Origin of the sequence: Microbacterium sp. PMB16, from assembly GCF_051294855.1 — a bacterium.
Lineage (GTDB): Bacteria > Actinomycetota > Actinomycetes > Actinomycetales > Microbacteriaceae > Microbacterium.
In genome coordinates this window covers 2,605,821-2,627,583 of record NZ_CP145908.1, presented here as the reverse complement: position 1 = coordinate 2,627,583, position 21,763 = coordinate 2,605,821, and the positions used below count along the sequence as shown (strand labels likewise).

The 21,763-nt window shown below is 68.8% G+C and carries 20 protein-coding genes; 10 read left to right on the top strand and 10 right to left on the bottom strand.

Features of this window, described 5'->3' with window-relative positions:
- Positions 1-24 precede the first annotated feature (24 nt).
- The 3 genes from V5D55_RS12565 (at position 25) to V5D55_RS12555 (ending at position 4,106) form a co-directional block, all read left to right on the top strand.
- Positions 25-870: a carbohydrate ABC transporter permease gene (locus V5D55_RS12565; RefSeq protein WP_307381238.1), complete on the top strand. Its 846-nt coding sequence runs from the start codon at positions 25-27 to the stop codon at positions 868-870.
- A 65-nt stretch (positions 871-935) separates the two neighbouring features.
- Positions 936-2,297, top strand: coding sequence for an ABC transporter substrate-binding protein (locus tag V5D55_RS12560; protein ID WP_435743489.1), 1,362 nt, complete (start codon positions 936-938; stop codon positions 2,295-2,297).
- A gap of 72 nt (positions 2,298-2,369) precedes the next feature.
- Positions 2,370-4,106: a glycoside hydrolase family 35 protein gene (locus V5D55_RS12555; RefSeq protein ID WP_435743487.1), complete on the top strand. Its 1,737-nt coding sequence runs from the start codon at positions 2,370-2,372 to the stop codon at positions 4,104-4,106.
- A 34-nt stretch (positions 4,107-4,140) separates the two neighbouring features.
- Here the strand turns inward: V5D55_RS12555 and V5D55_RS12550 are convergent, their stop codons facing one another.
- Positions 4,141-4,638 (bottom strand): metallophosphoesterase family protein, encoded by a 498-nt coding sequence (locus V5D55_RS12550; protein ID WP_435743485.1) that lies wholly within the window; start codon positions 4,636-4,638, stop codon positions 4,141-4,143.
- Positions 4,639-4,742: 104 nt separating this feature from the next.
- Here V5D55_RS12550 and V5D55_RS12545 point away from each other — a divergent pair, with 104 nt between their 5' ends.
- Positions 4,743-6,215 carry an MFS transporter gene (locus V5D55_RS12545; RefSeq protein ID WP_435743483.1) on the top strand — a complete coding sequence of 491 codons (1,473 nt, stop codon included), beginning with the start codon at positions 4,743-4,745 and terminating at the stop codon, positions 6,213-6,215.
- Between the two features lie 75 nt (positions 6,216-6,290).
- Here V5D55_RS12545 and V5D55_RS12540 read toward each other — a convergent pair whose 3' ends face one another.
- The 3 genes from V5D55_RS12540 to V5D55_RS12530 all read right to left on the bottom strand — a co-directional run bounded on the left by V5D55_RS12540 (position 6,291) and on the right by V5D55_RS12530 (position 8,985).
- Positions 6,291-6,929, bottom strand: coding sequence for an HAD-IA family hydrolase (locus V5D55_RS12540; protein WP_435743481.1), 639 nt, complete (start codon positions 6,927-6,929; stop codon positions 6,291-6,293).
- An 87-nt stretch (positions 6,930-7,016) separates the two neighbouring features.
- On the bottom strand, positions 7,017-8,048 hold the full coding sequence (locus V5D55_RS12535; RefSeq protein WP_435743479.1) for an LD-carboxypeptidase: 1,032 nt from the start codon (positions 8,046-8,048) through the stop codon (positions 7,017-7,019).
- A gap of 115 nt (positions 8,049-8,163) precedes the next feature.
- Complete coding sequence (locus tag V5D55_RS12530; RefSeq protein WP_435743477.1) at positions 8,164-8,985, bottom strand: endonuclease domain-containing protein; 822 nt, start codon at positions 8,983-8,985, stop codon at positions 8,164-8,166.
- Positions 8,986-9,245: 260 nt separating this feature from the next.
- On the opposite strand from V5D55_RS12530, the gene V5D55_RS12525 reads away from it, so the two are divergent.
- Positions 9,246-9,452, top strand: a complete 207-nt coding sequence (locus tag V5D55_RS12525; RefSeq protein WP_435743475.1) for an AsnC family protein — start codon at positions 9,246-9,248, stop codon at positions 9,450-9,452.
- Positions 9,453-9,528: 76 nt separating this feature from the next.
- Positions 9,529-11,433 (top strand): ABC transporter ATP-binding protein, encoded by a 1,905-nt coding sequence (locus V5D55_RS12520; protein ID WP_435743473.1) that lies wholly within the window; start codon positions 9,529-9,531, stop codon positions 11,431-11,433.
- A 4-nt stretch (positions 11,434-11,437) separates the two neighbouring features.
- Here V5D55_RS12520 and V5D55_RS12515 read toward each other — a convergent pair whose 3' ends face one another.
- Entirely contained in the window at positions 11,438-12,598 is a 1,161-nt protein-coding gene (locus V5D55_RS12515; protein ID WP_435749294.1) for a DUF4232 domain-containing protein, read from the bottom strand.
- A gap of 211 nt (positions 12,599-12,809) precedes the next feature.
- The gene (locus V5D55_RS12510) at positions 12,810-14,672 is read right to left on the bottom strand and encodes a phosphoenolpyruvate carboxykinase (GTP) (RefSeq protein WP_435743471.1); all 1,863 of its coding nucleotides are present in this window, start codon (positions 14,670-14,672) and stop codon (positions 12,810-12,812) included.
- Positions 14,673-14,784: 112 nt separating this feature from the next.
- Here V5D55_RS12510 and V5D55_RS12505 point away from each other — a divergent pair, with 112 nt between their 5' ends.
- Positions 14,785-16,227, top strand: coding sequence for a helix-turn-helix domain-containing protein (locus tag V5D55_RS12505; RefSeq protein WP_435743469.1), 1,443 nt, complete (start codon positions 14,785-14,787; stop codon positions 16,225-16,227).
- A gap of 7 nt (positions 16,228-16,234) precedes the next feature.
- Here the strand turns inward: V5D55_RS12505 and V5D55_RS12500 are convergent, their stop codons facing one another.
- Complete coding sequence (locus V5D55_RS12500) at positions 16,235-17,281, bottom strand: winged helix DNA-binding domain-containing protein (protein WP_435743467.1); 1,047 nt, start codon at positions 17,279-17,281, stop codon at positions 16,235-16,237.
- A gap of 140 nt (positions 17,282-17,421) precedes the next feature.
- On the bottom strand, positions 17,422-18,870 hold the full coding sequence (locus V5D55_RS12495; RefSeq protein WP_435743465.1) for a glyceraldehyde-3-phosphate dehydrogenase: 1,449 nt from the start codon (positions 18,868-18,870) through the stop codon (positions 17,422-17,424).
- 266 nt (positions 18,871-19,136) lie between these two features.
- Between V5D55_RS12495 and V5D55_RS12490 the strand changes: the two genes are divergently transcribed.
- Together V5D55_RS12490 and V5D55_RS12485 are read left to right on the top strand one after the other, a co-directional pair.
- A complete protein-coding gene (locus tag V5D55_RS12490) occupies positions 19,137-19,508 on the top strand; it encodes a DMT family transporter (protein WP_435743463.1) in 372 nt (123 codons plus the stop codon).
- A complete protein-coding gene (locus tag V5D55_RS12485) occupies positions 19,505-19,828 on the top strand; it encodes a DMT family transporter (RefSeq protein ID WP_435743461.1) in 324 nt (107 codons plus the stop codon). Before V5D55_RS12490 ends, V5D55_RS12485 begins: the two co-directional genes overlap by 4 nt.
- A gap of 31 nt (positions 19,829-19,859) precedes the next feature.
- On the opposite strand, the gene V5D55_RS12480 is transcribed toward V5D55_RS12485, so the two are convergent.
- Positions 19,860-20,525 (bottom strand): SDR family oxidoreductase, encoded by a 666-nt coding sequence (locus V5D55_RS12480; protein WP_435743460.1) that lies wholly within the window; start codon positions 20,523-20,525, stop codon positions 19,860-19,862.
- A 37-nt stretch (positions 20,526-20,562) separates the two neighbouring features.
- A complete protein-coding gene (locus tag V5D55_RS12475; RefSeq protein ID WP_435743458.1) occupies positions 20,563-21,093 on the bottom strand; it encodes a hypothetical protein in 531 nt (176 codons plus the stop codon).
- A 65-nt stretch (positions 21,094-21,158) separates the two neighbouring features.
- On the opposite strand from V5D55_RS12475, the gene V5D55_RS12470 reads away from it, so the two are divergent.
- Positions 21,159-21,743 carry a TetR/AcrR family transcriptional regulator gene (locus V5D55_RS12470; protein WP_435743456.1) on the top strand — a complete coding sequence of 195 codons (585 nt, stop codon included), beginning with the start codon at positions 21,159-21,161 and terminating at the stop codon, positions 21,741-21,743.
- The last annotated feature ends 20 nt before the right edge of the window (positions 21,744-21,763 follow it).

The window sequence follows — 21,763 nt, the reverse complement described above, 5'->3', positions numbered from 1 at the left end:
CCTTCCCGCAAGCGCCACGACCTGATGAATCCGCGCAAGTCGAACACGCTGCTGATCGTCATGGTCGTCTACGCGCTGTACACCCTCGTGCCGCTGGTCTGGCTGATCTTCAGCTCGACCAAGACCCAGTCCGGCCTGTTCAGCTCGTTCGGGCTCTGGTTCGCCGACGACTTCGCGTTCTTCGACAACATCGTCGCCACCTTCTCGTACCGCGACGGCATCTTCCTCCGCTGGCTCGGCAACACGCTCCTCTACGTCGTCGTCGGCGCCGGTGGCGCGACGCTGCTCGCGACGATGGCCGGCTACGGTCTCGCGAAGTTCCGCTTCCCCGGTCGCCGCGCGGTCTTCGCCGTCGTCCTGGGCGCGGTCGCGGTGCCCGGTACCGCTCTTGCGGTTCCGACCTTCCTGCTGTTCAGCGAGCTCGGCCTGACGAACACGCCCTGGGCGGTCATCATCCCGTCGCTGATCAGTCCGTTCGGTCTGTACCTGATCTGGGTGTTCGCCACGGAATCGGTGCCCACCGAACTCCTCGAGGCCGCGCGCATCGACGGCGCAGGAGAGTTCCGCACCTTCTTCACGATCTCCATGCGCCTGCTGGCCCCCGGCATCGTCACGGTCGCGCTGTTCACGGTCGTCGCGACGTGGAACAACTACTTCCTCCCGCTGATCATGCTCTCCGACCCCGCCTGGTACCCGCTCACCGTGGGTCTGAACCAGTGGAGCGCGCAGGCCATCGGCGCCGGATCCCAGCCGATCTACAACCTCGTGATCATGGGCTCTCTCCTCACGATCATCCCGATCGTCATCGCCTTCCTGCTGCTGCAGCGGTTCTGGCAGTCAGGTCTTACCGCGGGAAGCGTCAAGCAGTAACCCCGCACCTCCGGCATCACCACAGCGGTCCGACGCTGGACCGTCCCTCCCGAAAGGACACAGCAATGAAGCACCTTCCCTCCCCCGCGCGACGCACCCTCGCGGTGCTCGCCGCAGGCACTGTGGCAGCGCTGGCGCTGGCCGGCTGCGGCACCGGCGGCACCAGCGATGCCGGCAACGGCGGCAACGCCGGCGCCGGTTCGTTCGACTCCGTCGAGGCGGCTCTCGAGAAGGGTGGCGAGATCACGTACTGGTCGTGGACCCCCTCCGCCGAGGCCCAGGTCGCGGCGTTCGAGAAGGAGTACCCGAACGTCAAGGTCAACCTCGTCAACGCCGGCACGAACAACGAGGAGTACACGAAGCTGCAGAACGCGATCAAGGCGGGCTCCGGCGCTCCGGATGTCGTCCAGGTCGAGTACTACGCCTTCCCGCAGTTCTCCCTGACCGACGCGTTCGTCGACCTCTCGCAGTACGGCTTCGCCGACTTCGAAGACGACTACACCGCGTCGACCTGGAACTCCGTCACCGATGGCGACGCCGTCTACGGCCTGCCGCAGGACTCGGGCCCCATGGCACTGTTCTACAACAAGGCAGTGTTCGACGCCGCCGGCGTGGACGTCCCCACCACCTGGGACGAGTACTACGAGGCCGCCAAGACCATCCACGCGGCGAACCCCGACGCCTACATCACCAACGACACCGGTGACGCCGGCTTCGCGACGTCGATGATCTGGCAGGCGGGCGGCAAGCCGTTCGAGACCTCCGGCACCGACGTCACCATCGACCTGCAGGATGCCGGGTCGAAGAAGTGGACCGAGAACTGGAACCGCCTCGTCGAGGAAGACCTCGTCGCGCCCTACGGCAGCTGGAGCGACGAGTGGTTCCGCGCCCTCGGCGACGGCAGCCTCGCCACCCTCGTGATCGGCGCCTGGATGCCCGGCAACCTGATCACGGGCGCCCCCGACGGCGCCGGTGACTGGCGCGTCGCTCCGATGCCGAGCTACGACGGCAAGCCCGCCAGCGCCGAGAACGGCGGCGGCGGTCAGGCTGTGACCACGCAGAGCAAGAACCCGGAACTCGCGGCCGGCTTCCTGTGGTGGCTGAACAACTCCGAGGACAGCATCTCGATCTTCCTCGAGTCGGGCGGCTTCCCGTCGACGAACGCGGAGCTGTCGAGCGAGGAGTTCCTGTCCGATGCGCCGGAGTACTTCGGCGGCCAGAAGATCAACGAAGTCCTCGCGGCAGCAGCCGGTGATGTCATCGAAGGCTGGAACTACCTCCCGTACCAGGTCTACGGCAACAGCATCTTCGGCGACACCGTCGGCCAGTCGTACCAGAACGGGACCGACCTGAACAAGGGCCTCACCGCCTGGCAGGACGCGCTCGTCGAGTACGGCAACGCCCAGGGCTTCACCGTCAACAAGTAACGCACTCGGCCGCGCTGGGGACCCCAGGGTCCCCAGCGCGGCCCGATCCTCCACTGAAAGCACCACGAAAACGTGACCTCCTTCTCCATCGGCGCGACCGACTTCCTCCGCGACGGCCAGCCCCATCAGGTGATCTCCGGCGCCATCCACTACTTCCGGGTGCACCCCGATCAGTGGCAGGACCGCATCCACAAAGCGCGGCTCATGGGTCTGAACACCATCGAGACCTACGTCGCCTGGAACGCGCACGAACCGCGGCGCGGTGACTGGGATGCGAGCGGATGGAACGACCTCGGCCGGTTCCTCGACCTGGTGCACGCGGAAGGCATGGACGCCATCGTCCGCCCCGGCCCCTACATCTGCGCCGAGTGGCACAACGGCGGGCTGCCGGTCTGGCTCACCGGCGGCGAGCGCGAGCTGCGATCGTCGGAGCCCGCGTTCCTCGCGGATGTCAGCGCGTATCTCCGCCGCGTGTACGAGATCGTGGCTCCCCGGCAGATCGATCGCGGCGGCCCCGTCGTGCTCGTGCAGATCGAGAACGAGTACGGCGCGTACGGCGCCGACAAGGCGTACCTCGAAGCGCTCGTCGCGGTCACGAGAGAAGCCGGCATCACCGTGCCGCTGACCACGGTCGACCAGCCCGTCGACCAGATGCTCGCGGACGGCAGCCTGCCCGACCTGCACAAGACCGGATCCTTCGGCTCGCGCAGCACAGAACGCCTCGCGACGCTGCGAAAGCACCAGCCGAACGGGCCGCTCATGTGCTCGGAGTTCTGGGACGGCTGGTTCGACTGGTGGGGCGGCGTGCATCACACGACAGACGTCGCCACCGCGGCATCCGATCTCGACGCCCTTCTCGCGGCGGGCGCATCGGTCAACATCTACATGTTCCACGGCGGCACCAACTTCGGCCTCACGAACGGTGCGAACGACAAGGGACGCTACCTCCCGCTCGTCACCTCCTACGACTACGACGCTCCGCTCGACGAGGCGGGCGAGCCGACCAGCAAGTTCTTCGCGTTCCGCGAGGTCATCGCGCGGTACGCCCCCGTTCCCGAAGAGCTTCCTGCTCCTGCGGCCCCGGCGCCGGAGCTCGACGTCGACCTGTCTCCCGTCGGGGCGTGGACGGATGCCGCGGCATCCACCCTCGTCACCGATCGCCCGCAGACCTTCGACGAGCTCGCCCACCTCAGCGCGCTCGTGCGCTACGACGTGGAACTCCCCGAGAGCGCCGGCGGCCTCTTGACGGTGGAAGACGTCCGCGACCTCGCCTGGGTGAGCGTCGACGGCCAGCCGGTCGGCACGCTCTCACGCACACGGCACGACCGCGCGCTCCGGATTCCCGCGGGGCGCAGCCTCAGCATCCTCGTCGAGGACCAGGGACGCGTGAACTACGACCACCGGCTCGGCGAGGAGAAGGGGCTGATCGGTGCCATCGCGCTCGACGGCGTACCCCTGACCGGATGGCGCTCGACGCCCCTCGACGTCCGCCCGATCGCGGCGGAGGTCGGTGCACGCGATGGCGGCGCGCCCGCGGGTGAAAGTCCGACCGCCTGGACCGCCGAGTTCACTCTGGAGACGGACGCGGCACTCTTCCTCGACACCGCGGCGTGGGGCAAGGGCTACGCGTTCGTGAACGGCTTCTTCCTCGGTCGTTACTGGCGCAACGGCCCGCAGCGCACGCTCTACGTTCCGGCACCGGTGACGCGCGCGGGATCGAACCGCCTCGTCGTGCTCGAGCTGGAGAACGTCCTGGCTCCTCGCGCGCAGTTCGTCGGCGCGCTCTCTCTGGGCGACACCGAGGAGTGACAGCGCACCGCGTGACAGCGGGAGCGGTCTTCGGTCACAGGACCGGCACCAGCGTCGTCTCGATGTCGGTGCCGTCGATCGTGACCCACATCATGGTGCAGACCGGCTGCCGGCGGCGATCCGTGGGAGAACCGGGGTTCAACAGCCTCATGCCGGCGGGTGAGACCGTGTCCCACGGGATGTGCGAGTGGCCGAAGACGAGCAGGTCGACCCCGGCGAAGGCGGCATCCATCCGCTCCTCGCGCCGCGTCGCCGCACCGGTCTCGTGGATCACCGCGATCTCGACGTCCTCGACGGTGAACCGCGCGATCTCGGGCAGACGCGCCCGCAGTTCGGGCCCGTCGTTGTTGCCGTAGACCCCGTGGAACGCGTGAGACCGCGATTCGAGCAGGTCCAGCGTCGCCAGGTCCACCCAGTCCCCCGCATGCACGACCAGATCGGCATCGTCGACCGCGTGCAGCACGGCATCGGGCAGGCGGCGGGCGCGCTTCGGCACGTGCGTGTCGGCGAGCAGCAGCATCCGCGTCGTCATGGACGACACGCTATCCGACGTGCCCACCGCACCCAGCCAACACTCAGGAAGGCGTAAACTCGCCCGAGTCCCTCGGCAGATCGGGGACTGGACGGAGAAGCACCTTGAGCACCGCACCCACGTCGGCACCCGCGCCGGCGAATCCGCGTTCGCGCGTCATCACCGCGAGCCTCGTCGGCACCACGATCGAGTTCTACGACTTCTACGCGTACGCGACAGCAGCCGTGCTCGTGTTCCCCGTGCTCTTCTTCCCCACCGGCAACGACACGACCTCACTCCTCGCCTCGTTCGGCGTGTTCGGCGCCGCGATGGTCGCCCGCCCGATCGGCGCCGTCGTGTTCGGACACTTCGGCGACAAGTTCGGACGCAAGGCGACGCTCGTCGCATCCCTGCTCACGATGGGGATCGCCACGTTCCTGATCGGCGTGCTGCCGACGTATCAGCAGATCAACTGGTGGGCGGCACTCCTGCTCCTGGTCCTGCGTCTCGCGCAGGGATTCGCGCTCGGCGGCGAGTGGTCGGGCGCCGCGCTGGTCGCGACCGAGAACGCCCCGAAGGGCAAGCGCGCCTGGTACGGCACCTTCCCGCAGCTGGGCGCTCCCCTCGGCTTCATCATCGCCAACTTTCTCTTCCTCGCCATCAACTGGCTGCTGCCGCACGGTGAGAACCCGGCGCTCAAGTCGGAGGCCTTCCTCTCGTGGGGATGGCGCATCCCGTTCCTGTTCTCGGCGGTGATGGTCATCATCGGCCTCTGGGTGCGTCTGCGGCTCGTCGAGTCCGACACCTTCAAGAACGCGGAGAAGAAGGGCGCGATCCGCAAGCTGCCGCTTGTGACCGCGTTCCGGTTCCACTGGAGGCAGCTGCTTCTCGGCACGTTCATCATGCTCGCGACCTACGTGCTGTTCTACCTGATGACGAACTTCACGCTGGCGTACGGCACCAAGGCGGCCTCGCTCGAGACAGCCTCGGCCGCAGCACAGGCAGCCGCCGAGGCGGCAGGCAAGGACTTCGACTCCTCGGCGTTCGCGGCGCAGTTCTACCCCGGTCTCGGCTTCGGTTACACCGACTTCGTGCTGATGCAGATCGTCGGCGTGGTGTTCTTCGGGATCTTCACGCTGCTGTCGGGACCGGTCGCCGACCGGATCGGTCGTCGCAAGCTGCTGCTGTGGGTCACCGGGCTCATCATCGTCTTCGGCCTGACGTTCAATGCCTTCCTGCTCCCGGCCGCCGACCCGCAGCTCTCGGCCACACTCGTCCAGGCGTTCCTGGTGCTCGGCTTCATGCTGATGGGTGCGACGTTCGGCCCCATGGGCGCGCTGCTGCCGGAGCTGTTCCCGACGAACGTGCGTTACACGGGGTCCGCGATCTCGTACAACGTGTCGTCGATCCTCGGCGCCGCCGTCGCACCGCTCATCGCGGTGTGGCTGTGGGAGCTCGGAGACGGCGCGCCGTGGCTGGTCGGCCTGTACCTGTCGGCGATGGCCGTGCTGACGTTCGTGGCGCTGCTCCTCAGCAAGGAGACCAAGGACGTCGACTATGAGGAGGATCTCGGGGTGGCGGCGGCGTCGCAACCCTGACGCGGATTCCCCGGTTCCGGTCGCGAAAGGCACGCATCTCGTTCGCAGATGCGTGCCTTTTGCGACGGGAGGTGCTCAGGCGGCGGGGGCACCGCCGGACAGGAACGTCTCGATCGCCGCAATCGTCTCGGCGTTGTCGCGGTGCAGGATGCCTCGGATGCCGAGACCGGCAGCCCCGACCAGATTCTCGGTGTGATCGTCGATGAAGAACACGTCGGCGGGGGCGGCATCGAGTCGTTCGAGTGCGAGCCGGTAGACCCGTGGGTCGGGCTTGTTCACCCCGAGCTCGTGGCTGTAGCAGATCGGGTCGAAGATCTCGGAGAAACCGAAGCGCCGCTCCTCCTCTTCGCGCGCCCCGTCTGCCGAGTTCGACAGGATCGCGGTGCGGGCACGTCCGCGCAGAGAGCGCGCGTACTCGATCAGCTCGGTGTTGCCGGTGCCGCAGTACGCGTCCCAGAAGTCGGCGCGCATGGCGGCCCGCTGCTCGGGATCGAGGTCGACCGCCGTGCTGAGCGCCCGCCAGAACTCGGCTTCGCGCCCGGCGGTCACGTCGATGGACGGCAGGTCCGCCGCGGCGACCCGCGCATCGAAGTCCGGCCGATCGAGGCCGCTGCGATCGCGCCAGCGCTCCCACCACTCGTCCTGCCAGGTGTCGTCGTCGACGACCTCCAGCACGCCGCCGATGTCGAACAGGACCCACTTCGTCTCGCTCATCCGGACACCCTAGAACAGTTCCCCGTGGTTCCGGTCGCGAACTGGCAGGCACCCGACGGCAGAATCCGTGCGATTCTGCGACTGGAGCTAGTACTCGGCCGTGATCGTGCGAGCGGCGCCGTCGAGGGTCATGACACCGCCGTAGGGCAGGATCCACTGCGGGCGGGTGTGGCCGAACGGCGGGCCGATGCAGACGACCGCGTCGGGGTTGTAGCGGGTGACCTGTTCGAACACGGCATCGCGCTGCGCGGCACGGAGCGCATCGGCTTCGGCAGGCGACGGGTGGAACTCGAAGTCGCTCACCGGTGGGCGGGCGACGATGACCCCCGCCACCGCCCCGAGGATGCCACGCTCCCCCAGCCCCCGCAGCCATCGCGCCACCCAGTCGGCGGGAGAGCGCTGCTCACTCGTCTCGAGCAGCAGGATCCCGCCCTCGAGCGCGGCGGCAGCAGGGAGGCGATCGGCCATCGCGAGTCCATCGATCACCTCGAGGCAGCCGCCCCATGTGCGGCCGGCCACGCGTGCCGCGGGTCCGGCCCAGGTCCAGTCCTCGGTCGCGACACGATCGCCGAACTCGGTGAGTGCGCGTGGGTCGTCCCAGCGCCTTCCGACATCCTCCGACTCGCCCGGTTCGGTGATGTCGAGCGTTCCGCCATCGATGAGCAGGGCTCTCAGCGACCGCAGGTGGATGTCGTCGACGGCCGGGCCGGGTCCGAGATGCACCGCGGTCGAGCCCCCGTAGTAGCCCTGAACTCCGAGCCCCCAGAGCCAGTTGAGGATGTTGGTGTTGTCGCTGTAGCCGACGAACGGCTTCGGGTCGGCGGCAGGAAGCGCCGGATCGAGGTGCGGCACGACGAGTACCTGGTCGCTGCCGCCGATCGTGGCGAGGATCGCACGGATACCGGGATCGGCGAAGGCCGCGTCGATATCGGCCGCCCGCGCCTGGGGCGTCGCATCGAGCTCGCGCGTCGTCGGATACTCGACCGGGATCAGTCCGGTCAGCTCCTGCAGGCGGCGCAACGCCTGCTCGTGCAGCGCCGGAGCGACGGCCGGGGCCGCGAACGCCGGCGACAGGATGGCGACACGGTCGCCGGGGACGAGCTTGGGTGCGGACAGCATCCGTCCAGTCTGTCATCGGGCACGCCGTCGGTCGGGAGGGGATCTGCATTCGGGAGGATGGGATAAGGCCGGATGCCCCTCCGCTCTGCAGTTCTCCTCCCGACCGACTGCCGATTCAGTGCGCAAGATGCAGCCCCTGCGCGATCGCTCGCATGATGGTGTCCTGCACCTCGCTCCAGCGTTCGACGATCTGCACATAGCCGACCCTGATGACATGAAATCCCAGGAGCAGGAGCTTCGCGTCGTGCTCGATGTCCTGGGTGCGCTGCGCGCCGACATGATGTCCGCCGTCGATCTGCAGCACCAGCCAGTCCCCGATCAGCAGATCGACTCGATGACCGGCGATCCAGATCTGTCGCCGAAGAGACAGCTTCAGCCAGCGGAGCCGCGGCACGACCATCGTTTCCAACCCCGAATCGGCGAACGGCGTCGCCTCATCGAGCAGGGAGCGGGACTCTCGAGAGAGGGGCAATCGCCGGAGCATCGCGAGATCAGTCTGCCCTGACTGAAGAGCCGAGTTCCAGACGGCGAGCGCCGTATCACGCGGCTGGCAGCGCGCGACGATCGCGAGCACGTTCTCGACCGGGTCTGCAAGCAACCCTGGCGGACGCGGGATCGCCGGCTCTTCCCAGTGAACGCGAGCCCGCACCGCAACGTGTCCTGCGTGTGGCCGCGCCGCGACATGGGTACTTCCGTCGCTGAGAACCCAGAGCCCGAGCCGATGCGCCTGAGTCATACACGTGAGCACGACTCCGGTCTTCGCCGCTGCCACGAGCATCGGGTCTGCATCGGGTAGCGCCAGCCATCCCCGACGCACACGCACGAGTTCGTTGCGCTCGACCGCTCTGTTCACGACGTGCCGCGTGATGCCCGCCACGCGCAACGTCGCGACCGGCACGACACCTCCGGCATCCTGAACGATCTCGCTCCACCCCATGCACCGATGGTGTCCCGCCCGGCACGTCCCTCGAGAGCCGCCACCGTCTTCTGGCCCTGCGCTGTGGACAAGTCCGGATGCGGATGCTCCGGGGAGGAGGGTTGCGCGGGCATCCTCACTTTCACTGCGGAGGAGATCTGCGCTCGGGAGGTCGGGATCGCGACGGAACTCCCTCCCGACCGCAGATCTCCTCCGCAGCATCCGTCAACACATATTGACTTTTGCACGAGCGTCAACAAGGATTGACGACGGAGGTCACCATGACATCACCGACCGCGATCGGACAGGACGACCGAGGCGAACCGCTGGCCGAGCTGCACCGGCTCGCCGGCATCCGCCAGGAGGTCGCTCGCTCGGAAGAGGCGCAGGTGCGCCGCGCGCGCAACGCCGGGTACTCCTGGCAGGCGATCGCCAGCGCCCTGGGCGTCAGCAAGCAGGCGGCGCATCGCCGCTTCGGCCGGCGCTGATCGCACTCAGCCCATCCACAGAATTCGGCCGCGCACGAAGTACGGTCGAAGTACCGTTCTCAGATCGAGGTCCCGCATGTCCCGCACGGCGACACCACGCCGGCGCGGACGCGGCACGCAGCCCGAAGGCCCGCGCGCCACGTTCCGCCAGCTCCTCCCCTTCCTGTTCGAGCACAAGCGCACGCTCATCGTCGTCGCGGTGCTCAGCGTCGTCGGCGCAGCGACCTCGCTCGTCCAGCCACTGCTGGTCGGGCAGGTCATCGAGGCCGTGCAATCCCAGCGCGCGCTCGGCCTGCTGATCTGGCTGCTCGTCGGCTTCGTGATCGTCTCGTCGATCATCTCCGGCTTCCAGCACTACCTGCTGCAGCGCACCGGCACGGCCGTCGTCTACTCCAGTCGGCGCAAGCTCATCGCCCGCATCCTGCATCTCCCGGTGTCCGAGTTCGATGCGCGCCGCACCGGCGACCTCGTCTCGCGGGTCGGCACCGACACGACCCTGCTCTACGCCGTGCTCACGCAGGGACTGGCGGATGCCGTCGGCAGCGCTGTGCTGTTCCTCGGCGCGCTGATCGCGATGCTCGTGATCGACCCGATCCTCCTGCTCCTCATCGTGGTGGTGATCGGCGTCTCGGTCGTCGTGGTCGTCGCGCTGAGCGGCCGGATCCGCACCGCGTCGACTGCGCAGCAGGAGAAGGTCGGAGAACTGGCCTCGGGAGTCGAGCGGGCGATCGGCTCGATCCGCACGGTCCGCGCCTCGGGCGCCACCGACCGCGAGACCGAGACGGTCACCGAACTCGCGTCCGATGCCTACGGCATCGGCGTGCGCATCGCCAAGATCTCGTCCCTCGTCGTGCCCGTCTCCGGCATCGCGCTGCAGCTGTCCCTGCTGGTCGTGCTCGGCGTCGGCGGCTTCCGGGTGGCGGCCGGCGCGATCACGATCGCCGCGCTGATCTCGTTCATCATGTTCCTGTTCCTGCTCGTGATGCCCCTCGCTTCGACGTTCGGCGCGATCACCTCGGTCAACCAGGCGCTCGGCGCACTCGGACGCATCCAGGAGGTGCTCGACCTGCCCACCGAGACCCAGGACGACGAGAAGATCGCGGCGACCCTTCGACAAGCTCAGGGACCCGGCGCTCCGGAATCGGTCGGATCCGCACCGGCAATCGAGTTCCGCGACGTGCGCTTCCACTACCCCGACAACGTCGTGGCTGCCCGCCTGGCGGCGGCGAAGGAAGCCAGGACGCTGCTCGCCGACGCACACGTGGAGCCTGCGGATGCTGACGCCGCCTCGACCACGGATCGGGAGGTCCTCCGCGGGGTCTCCTTCTCGGTGGCGCGCGGAACGCGTGTCGCCCTCGTCGGCCCGAGCGGCGCAGGCAAGAGCACGATCCTCTCGCTGGTCGAGCGCTTCTACGACCCGACCGGCGGATCGATCCGCCTGCACGGCCACGACGCGCGCACCTACCCGCGCGACGAGCTCCGTGCGCAGTTCGGATACGTCGAACAGGACGCCCCCACGCTCGCCGGCACACTCGCCGAGAACCTGCGGCTCGCCGCTCCCCAGGCATCCGACGCCGATTGCGAGCGCGTGCTGCGCGCGGTCAACCTCGGCGATGTGCTCGAACGCAACCCGCTCGGGCTGCAGGCGCCGGTCGGCGAAGACGGAGTGATGCTGTCGGGCGGTGAGCGTCAGCGCCTCGCGATCGCGCGCGCCCTGCTCACGGATGCTCCGATCCTGCTTCTGGACGAGTCCACGTCGTCTCTCGACGGCGTCAACGAACAGCGGATGCGCGAGGCGATCGACGCGGTCTCCACCGACCGCACGCTCGTCGTGATCGCTCATCGCCTCTCGACCGTCGTCGACAGCGACCTGATCGTCGTGCTGCAGGACGGCGTGGTGGTCGGCCAGGGGACCCACGAAGAACTCGTGGAGTCGACGCCGCTCTACCGCGACCTCGCGCGCCACCAGCTCCTGGCCTGAACCGTCACCCCGCGGGGAGCACCATGGCCTGCCAGGCCGTCACGTGCACCGTCGCGCCGGGGATGATATCGAGCGGCATCTCCCAGGAGAGCCGCTCCTCACCGGGCAGCACGGCGATCCAGATGCTGCGGGCGGCGAGCTGTCCCTGCACCGAGTTCGCGTCCCATCCGATCACGGCCGAGGCCGACTCGCCCGGCTGCAGAGTGATCGGTTCCGCGCCCGGATCCTCCGCCATGAACGAACGGCCGTGCTCCACGGCCACGTCGAGAAGATGCCCGTTCTGGTCGCCGTACGCGACATCCGGGTATCCGTCGAGGACGCACGCCCCCTCCCCCACATTGACGAGCTGCAGCACCTGCCCGCGGTGTCCGGTGGCGCCGTCCGGAGGAGGCGTCATGATCGTCGTGTTCTCCGCCGTGCATGACCCTTCGGCCGCTGCACCATCGGAGGGCCCTGCCGTGGGCACAGGTTCGCCGGACGCGGAAGGGTCCGCGGCCGCCGCTCCACTCGGATCAGCCTCCGCCTGCGCGGCGGCCTGCTCGTCGCGCAACTGCTGCTGCATGGCGTCGCTGCCGGCCTGAGCGGCGAACGGCAGGAGAATCAGCGCGACTCCGGCGATCAGCGACACGACGGCGATCGGAGTCATTGCACCCGCGCGACGTGCAGGACTCGCGGCCTCGTCCCGGGGGCGTCCCATCCGCGCGGACACGAGTGCGGGAATCCATCCCACGACCACGGCCCACCAGGTCGTCTCCGAAGCCGCGCCCATGGTGCCGATGGCGCCACGGATCCCGAAGGCGCTCGCCCCGACGATGAAGTTCCCGAGATCCAGAGCAGCACCGACGCCGAAAGCGGTCAGAATCGCGGCGAGCCACGCGGCCGCGAAGACGACCCGTCCCGCGGCGAGCCGGGAGGCGAGCGCCGCGAAACCGGCGACGAGCACGGCCGTCATCAGCAACTGGACGACGACCGCCCACAGAACAGGACTCCCGAAGACACCGCGGCCCAGAGGCGTCGGTACGAGGGACGCGAGCGTGGCGAGGCTGCCACCGGCTCCGGACAGGAGATACGACAGCCAACCGCAGACGAACCACAGGACGGCGAGCACCCCGCCCCCGATCAGACCCTGCCGCATCACACCGTGCCGCATCACACCGTGCCGCATCACACCTCGTCTCATCGCGTTTCCCCCGTCAGCACCGCACAGGCGCGGATCCTTCGACCCTAGCGAAGCCATCGCCGCGCTCTGCGGATTGCCGAGACGCGAAAACGCGAAGGCGGGACACCGGAGACCACTCAGCCATGGGTTCGTCTCTGACGTCCCGCCTTCGCGGGTAAGAGGTGCCGACTCCCCCGAGTCGGCACCGGTCTGGGGGCTACGCCTTGGCGAGGCGGTAGCGGAGCGAGGAGAGCTCGGCGCGCAGCGCCGCCGGCACCTTGTCGCCGAAGGTGTCGTAGAACGCCTCGGTGAGGTCGGCCTCGGTCTTCCAGGCCTCCGCGTCGACGGAGAACAGCTCGTCGAGGTCGGCGGCCGGGATGTCGAGACCGTCGAGGTTGAGGTCTTCGATCCTCGGCAGGCGACCGATCGGGCTGTCGACCGCGGGCACGTCACCCGAGATGCGGCGGATGATCCAGTCGACGACACGCGAGTTGTCGCCGAATCCGGGCCACAGGAACCGGCCGTCGTCGCCGCGACGGAACCAGTTCACCTGGAAGATGCGCGGCGCACGGTCGAAGCGCAGGCCGCGACCCACCTTCAGCCAGTGACCGAAGTAGTCCGCCATGTTGTAGCCGCAGAACGGCAGCATCGCGAAGGGGTCGCGGCGGAGCTCGCCGACCTTGCCTTCGGCCGCAGCCGTGCGCTCGGACGAGATGTTCGAGCCGAGGAAGACCCCGTGCGTCCAGTCCGTCGCCTCGACGACGAGCGGGACGTTGCTGGCACGACGACCGCCGAAGAGGATGACGTCGAGCGGCACGGCCTCTTCCCAGTCCTCGGCGATCTGCGGGCACTGCGCCGCCGACACCGTGAAGCGGGAGTTCGGGTGCGCGGCGGGACGGTCGGAATCCGGCGTCCAGTCGTTGCCCTCCCAGTCGATGAGGTGCGCGGGCGCCTGGTCGGTCAGCCCCTCCCACCACACGTCGCCGTCCGGGCGGAGCGCGACGTTGGTGAAGATGGTGTTGCCCCACAGGGTCTCGACCGCGGTGACGTTCGTCGACTCACCGGTGCCGGGTGCGACGCCGAAGAAGCCGGCCTCGGGGTTGATCGCCCACATGCGGCCGTCTTCTCCCGGGCGGATCCACGCGATGTCGTCGCCGAGGGTCTCGACCTTCCAGCCGGGGATCGTCGGGCGGAGCATCGCGAGGTTCGTCTTGCCGCAGGCCGAGGGGAACGCGGCCGCGACGTGGTACGCCTTGCCCTGCGGATCGATCACACGGATGAGCAGCATGTGCTCGGCGAGCCAGCCCTCGTCGCGGGCGATCACCGAGGCGATGCGCAGTGCGAAGCACTTCTTGGCGAGGATGGCGTTGCCGCCGTAGCCGGAGCCGAAGGAGTAGACCTCGAGCGTCTCGGGGAAGTGCACGATGTACTTCTCGTCGTTGCAGGGCCATTCGACGTCGGGCTCGCCAGCAGCCAGCGGGGCGCCGACGGTGTGGACGGTCTTGACCCAGTGCGCGCCCTCGGCGATCTGTCGCGTGACGGCGTCGCCGATGCGGGTCATGATGCCGATGGATGCGACGGCGTAGGCGCTGTCGGTGACCTGCACGCCGATGTGGGAGAGCGGGCCGCCGACGGGGCCCATCGAGAACGGCACGACGTACATCGTGCGGCCCCGCATGGAGCCCTCGAAGATCTCGTCCATCTTGGCGTGCATCTCGGCGGGGTCGGCCCAGTTGTTCGTGGGGCCCGCGTCTTCTTCGCGCTCGGAGGCGATGTAGGTGCGGCCCTCGGTGCGGGCGACGTCGCTCGGGTGCGAACGGGCGAGGTAGGAGCCGGGGCGCCACTCGGGGTTCAGCTTGATGAGCTTGCCCTCGTCGACGAGGCCGCGCAGCAGCCAGTCGTTCTCGGCACGCGAGCCGTCGACCCAGTGCACCGAGTCGGGCTGGGTGAGCGCGCGGATCTCTTCCACCCAGGCGGCCAGTTCGGCCATCGCGGGAGTGTCGTAGGTCGGTGCCGCGCCGAACGTGCGCGTCGCGGCGACGGGAGACGTGCGGGGGGTGAAGACTTCGGCGATGGCCATGACTGCTGCTCCTTTGAAGTGTGGGGCGTTGAACCCATCTTCTTCCGTGTTGTGAGCTATTTTCGGCCGAAACAGGCGGTAAGAAAGTCAATTCTTTCGCTAGACTCAAGGAATGGCGTCCTCCGGCATTCATCTCACGACTCTCGGCCACCGCATCCGTCATCACCGGCAGGAGAGCGGCTTCACCCTCGACGAGCTCGGCGCCCTCGTCGGCGTCGCGGGTTCGCAGCTGAGCCTGATCGAGAACGGCAAGCGCGAGCCGAAGCTGTCGCTGCTGCAGGCGATCGCGCAGGCCACCGGCACCCAGGTGACCGACCTCATCTCCGGCGAGCCGCCGAACCGTCGCGCCGCGCTCGAGATCGAACTCGATCGCGCCCAGGAGAGCCCGGTATTCCGCCAGCTCGGCATCGCGCCCATCCGGGTCACCAAGGGCACGAGCGACGAGACGATCGAATCGGTCCTCGGCCTGCACCGCGAGCTGCAGCGTCGCGAGCGCGAGGCGATCGCCACCCCCGAAGAGGCACGCCGCGGCAACACCGAGCTGCGTCTGCGGATGCGGGCACAGAACAACTACCTGCCCGACATCGAGAAGCTCGCCGAGAAGCACCTCAAGGCCGCCGGTCACGTGCAGGGCGCGCTCACCCACCGCACCGTGAGCATCATGGCCGAGAAGCTCGGATTCGAGCTGATCTACGTCAACGACCTGCCGCACTCCACCCGTTCCGTCACCGATCTCGAGAACGGACGCATCTACCTGCCGCCGGCATCCATCCCCGGCGGCCACGGCCTGCGCTCGATGGCGCTGCAGGCGATGGCGCACCGACTGCTCGGACACACCCCTCCCACGGACTACGCGGACTTCCTGCAGCAGCGCCTGGAGATCAACTACTTCGCCGCGTGCTGTCTGATGCCCGAGACGGCCTCAGTCGCCTTCCTGCAGCAGGCGAAGAAGGACCGCAATCTCGCGGTGGAGGACTTCCGCGACGCCTTCGGCGTGACCCATGAGGCCGCAGGCATGCGGATGACGAACCTCGTGACACAGCACCTCGGGATCCCGCTGCACTTCCTCCGCGTGGATGCCACCGGCGCAATCACCCGGGTCTACGAGAACGACGACCTGCCCCTGCCCATGGACGTGACGGGCGCCGTCGAAGGCCAGCGCGTCTGCCGCAAGTTCCAGGCGCGAGCCGCCTTCACGCAGCAGAACCGCACCACGGAGCACCACCAGTACACCGACACCCCGTCCGGGACGTTCTGGTGCTCGACGCAGACCGGCTCGTCGAGCGACGGCGAGTTCTCGATCACCGTCGGCGTCCCGTTCGACGATGCGCGCTGGTGGCGCGGCCGAGAGACGAGCGACCGCGCCGTGTCGACCTGCCCTGACGAGGCGTGCTGCCGGCGCCCCTCGAACGACCTGGCGGAGCGCTGGAACGGGAAGGCCTGGCCGAGCGCCCGCGTGCACACGCACATGTTCTCGCCGCTCCCCCGCGGTGCCTTCCCGGGCGTCGACGACAACGAGGTCTACAACTTCCTCGGGCGGCACGCCGACGAGTAGAACCCGCTCAGCTCGACAGGAACCGATCGAAGCGTGCGAGTGCCGCGGTGACGGCCTCCGGGTCGGCGGGCGCCGTGAAGAACTCGGGCGGGGCTCCCCTGCTGGCGGTGGCGTGCATCCAGCATCCGATCACCCGTCCGTCTTCGACGAGCGTGGCGCGGACCATGCCGTTCTTGCCCGGACCGACGCCTGCCAAGTGCTCGGCGGCGCAGACGGTCGTACGGTCGGCATAGGACAGGTAGTACTCGTCGAAGGCCCCGAGGGCCAGGACGGATGCCGCACCGGCGGCACGGCGCGGGCGATCCGCTGCCAGGAAGAGACCTTCGGCCACTTCGGTCACTCGTCCACCTGCGCGCTCCCGCGCCTCGCGCGACTGGCCCAGCGTGAGGCCCGACCACCAGGCGAAGTCGGCGACGCCCGCGGGACCGTGCCCCGTCACGTATCGCACGAAGAGCTCGGCGAGCGGATCGTCGGGCTGCGCGTGGTCGCGGATGTGGTCTTCGACCAACACGAAGCGCTGCTCGCGCGTCACGCCGTCGCGGGCGACGACGGGCCCCTGACAGATGAGCCCGTCGATCGTGAGGACGAAGAGCAGGTGGAGGCCGCGCTGGCCGGTCGGGTCGATACCCACGCCGTCGAGGATCTCGAAGATCTCGGCACGCGTGCGCCCGTCGTCGTGCAGCGCAGGCGTGAGCGCCCGGACGGTGCGGGCGACCATGTCGTCGTCGATGCCGAGGTCGCGATGCCGCCCCGCCGCCTGCTGCCGCTGACGCGCCGCCGTCACGGAGAGGATCCAGCCCAGATCACGCGCCGGCACGGTGTGCAGCGTGCCGCGCATCGGCCACGCCCGGACGAGGTCTCCCCGATCGAAGACCTGGTCGACGTCGGTCAGGGTCGGCTCGCCGCGCGTGCGGGCGGCGAGCGCCCACCGCCCCGCGGTGAAGTCCTGGCTCTGCACCGCGAGCATGTGGTGCGCGGCATCCGCCACCGTACGCGTCGGTGCAGTGAGACGGTGCGATCGGAGACGCTCGGCCAGCAGGGTCGCGGTCTTCATGACCCCATCATGCCTCGAACTCTCCATGCCGACCCGCCCCTTTCGGTACGGGCCGCCCCTTTGCGGACGTCGCTAAAGGGGCGGGTCGCACAGAAAGGGGCGGCTCGGCGAAAGAAGGAAGGAGGAAAGGGAAGAGCAGGTCAGCTCTGCAGCGTCACTTCGCGACGCTCTGGCAGCACGATCGGATGTGATCCGGCCATCACCTCGAGCACGCGGATCACCTGGCACGAGTAGCCGTACTCGTTGTCGTACCAGACGTAGAGCACGACATCGCGGTCGTTCGCGATCGTCGCCAGACCGTCGACGATGCCCGCACGGTGCGAACCCACGAAGTCGGTGGACACGACCTCGGGGCTCTCCACGTAGTCGATCTGCTGGCGCAGCTTCGAGTGCAGGGAGACGCGACGGAGGTAGTCGTTCAGCTCGTCCCTGACGGCCGGACGCTCGAGGCTGAGGTGCAGCACCGCGAGCGAGACGTCGGGCGTCGGCACGCGGATGGCGGAGCCCGTGAGCTTGCCCTCCAGCTCCGGCAGAGCCCGCGCGACCGCCTTCGCCGCCCCGGTCTCGGCGATGACCATGTTGAGCACGGCAGACCGACCACGGCGATCTCCGCTGTGGAAGTTGTCGATCAGGTTCTGGTCGTTCGTGAACGAGTGCACCGTCTCGACGTGACCTCGTGCGATGCCGTACGCCTCGTCGATCGCCTTGAGCACGGGGGTGATCGCGTTGGTCGTGCAGGATGCGGCCGTGACGATCCGGTCGTCGGGGCCGATCGTCGAGTCGTTGATGCCGTGCACGATGTTCTTGAGCGCGCCCTTGCCCGGAGCGGTGAGCAGCACGCGGGCGACACCCGTCGACTCGAGGTGACGGCTGAGCCCTGCCTCGTCGCGCCAGCGGCCGGTGTTGTCGACCACGATCGCGTCACGGATGCCGTAGGCCGTGTAGTCGATGGATGCCGGGTCATCGGAGTAGATCACCTGGATGCGGGTGCCGTTCGCGATGATCTGCGAGGCCTCTTCATCGACCGTCACCGAGCCCGCGAAGCGGCCGTGCACCGAGTCGCGCAGGAGCAGGGAGGCGCGCTTGACGAGGTCGTTCGCCGAACCGCGGCGCACGACGATCGCGCGCAGGCGCAGACCGCTGCCACCACCCGTGTGCGCGATCAGGATGCGTGCGAGCAGTCGGCCGATGCGGCCGAAGCCGTAGAGCACGACGTCGGTCGGCGCGGCGGCGACGGCGCCGACGGCCGGAGCGAGCGCCTGCGCGAGGTATGCGTCGAGGGGCTGGCCGCTCTCGGCGAGACCCGCGACGAGACGAGCGACGTCGAGCGACGATGCGCCGGGCGCGAGGGCGTGGATTCCTTCGAGCACCGCGAGGGTGTCTTCCAGCGACAGCTGCTCGTGACCGAGCTGGGCGACGCGCTCGTGCACCTCGACGAGTCCGGTGGCCGACAGCCCGAGCAGTCGGTGCCCGTGCAGCGAGGTCACCACGTCGTTCTCGCGCTTGAGCGCGCCGATGAGCGGGATCATCTGCTCGGCCAGCTCTTCTCTCGCCGTCCAGTCGTCGTGGGGTGCGGCCGAATCGTTCATCTGCGTCCTTGCATGTGTGAGCGCGCCGAGGTCGCCGGCGCGCGAGTTTGCCGGGTGAGCTTCGGGGGATGCCACCAGCGTACGCGCCGCCGACCGCGGCATCCGAATCGGGGATCGTCCAGGCTGGATCAGAAGTGCATCGGATGCCGGCTCTGCAGCAGCATTTTCGATCCACCGTCCCGGTGCCGATCAGTTCACCGGCCAGTCAGGGAATCCTGCGAGCATCGAGTACGTTCTTCCCGTCGAACCTCTTGGAAAGGCGCACCATGTCGGACCGCCCCCGCCCGTCGGCGTGGCCACCGCTCCTCATAGCCATCGGCCTCGAGGTCTCGGCGACTCTCGCGCTGCGCGCAGCAGAGGGCTTCACGCATCCGTTGTGGCTCATCGTGGTCGTGATCGGGTACAGCGGTTCGCTCTGGCTGCTGTCGATCGTCTTGGACCGCGGAATGCCGGTGGGCGTCGCGTACGGCATCTGGTCGGCGATCGGCGTCGTGCTGACGGCCGTGCTCGGCACAGCGCTGTTCGGCGAGACGCTCGGAGCCGTGCAGATCGTCGGGGTCGGCGTGATCGTGATCGGCGTGCTCCTGGTCGAACTCGGATCCCACAAGCGGGAGCCTGCAGCGGAGGCCGCGTCATGACGTGGGTGCTGCTCGTGCTCGCGATCGCGAGCGAAGTCACCGCGACTCTCAGCCTCCGCGCCTCGGAGGGGCTGCGCCGCAAGCGATGGATCCCTGTGATCGTCGTCGGCTACCTCGCCGCGTTCACACTGCTGGGCGCGATCCTGGCGATGGGGATGCCGGTCGGTGTCGCGTATGGCATCTGGGCCGCCGCCGGCGTCGCGATCACCGCCGTGCTCGGCAGGCTGATCTTCAAGGACCACTTCTCGCTGTTGATGGGCATCGGAGTGGTGCTCATCGCCGCGGGCGTCGCGATGATCGAATTCGGCGGCGGGCACTGAGGCGAGGGAAGTCCGCGCTCAGCATCCGCGCTCAGAACTCCGCCGAGAACGCCCCGTCCGACTTCAGCAGCTGTCCGGAGATCCAGCGCCCCTCATCCGAGACGAGGAACTCCACGACGGCCGCCACGTCGGCAGGGGTGCCGAGCCGACCCAGCGGTGTCATGCCACGCAGTTCCGCGCGAATCCCGTCGTCCATCCATCCCGTGTCGATCGGACCGGGGTTCAGCGCGTTCGCGGAGATCCCGCGCGGACCGAACTCCCGCGCGGCGGAGATCACGATGCGATCGAGGGCGCCCTTGGAGGCTCCGTAGGGCAGGTTCCCGGTGACGTGGTCGCTGGTGAGCGCGACGATCGCCCCGCCGTCGTCACCGGCCTGACGCACGAACGCCGCGATCAGCAGCAGACTCGCCCGCGCGTTCACCGCGACGTGCCGGTCGAAGCTCTCGGCCGTGGTGTCGAGGATGCCGGTGTCGACATCGTGCGCGTGGCTCAGGATGAGCGCCGAGATCACGCCGTGCTCACGGGTCACCGCGTCGATCAGCGCCTCGGGGCCGTCGGGGCTCGACAGGTCGGCGACGTGGTCGGCGTCGTGCAGGTCGCTGGTGACGACGGTCCAGCCTGCGGCCCGCAGACGGGGGATGATGCCTGCGGCGATGCTGTTCGCGCGCGCGGCTCCGGTGATCAGTGCGAGACGCATCCGCACACGCTATCGGATGCCGCGGGCCGGCAGTCGCTCAGAACCCGAGGCACATGACCGCGAGTCCGGCGGCCATGGCCCAGGCCTCCGTCGTCAGCAGCCGCGCCGTGCGTCCGTGGTGCACCGGCTCGAGGAACCACTCCGCCACGACGGTCCACAGCACCACGCTGATGACGCCGACGACGACGATCACCGAGAGAAGACCGGACAGCCCCTGGCCGTGACCGTGCCCCGATGAGACCGCCGCCTCGCCCGTCGAAGCGCTCTCGAAGGCGCAGATCGCCATGACCAGCGACACCAGCGCGCGATGACAGCAGGTCGCCGCCGCGGGGGTGCCGCGCACCCCCATCGTGCCGATCATCGCCGAGACGAGCAGCACGGCACCGAGGATCAGACCGGTCGCCGGCTCTCCGTCACTCACGGCCACCAGCAGCATCGCGGCCGCCATCACGAGCGCCGACTGCTTGCCCTGCCAGGGCACGGCGCGCCAGGCGGCCACGCAGGCCGCGGCCGAGACGGTCGCCGCCGCGGCCATCAGCCACGGCGCCGCGGGCAGGAGATGTTCCACTCGCGAAGTATATTGATCGATTGCTCAATATAGCTATACCCCTCTCGATGCGACAGGATGAGCAGGTGCCCCGCATCGTCGATCACGATGAGCGCCGCCGGCAGATCGCCGAGGCGCTGCTGATCGTCGCCGCGCGCGACGGTCACGACAGCGTGTCCTCCCGTGCGGTCGCGAAGGAGCTCGGCATCGCCACCGGCTCGCTCTGGCACTACTTCGACGGATTCGACGATGTCGTGCGCGCCGCAGCGGCAGAGGTGACCCGCCGCACCGACGAGCGCATCGCTGCCGCCACCGAGGGACTGCAGGGCCTCGCCCGCCTCGACGCCCTCATGCGCGAGGTGCTGCCCGTCGACGAGCGCACGCGCACGGAGGCGCATGTGGTGGTGGGCTTCTGGGGGCGCCTGGCGGCGCTCGCCTCGACTCCGGATGCCGCGGCCCCGACCCTCGCCACCTGGCAGGGCAGCATCCACACGGCCCTCGACGAGGCTGTCGCGGCAGGCGAACTCCGCACGGACACCCCGCGCGAGGCGGTCATGACACTGCTGCGATCGGTGACCTACGGGCAGCAGGTCGTCGAGGTCACCGAGCCTCAGCCCGCGGCCGCGCACCTTGCCGTACTCGACGGCATCCTCGCGCCCTGGCGCGCCTGAGCCGCACACGAACGCCACCC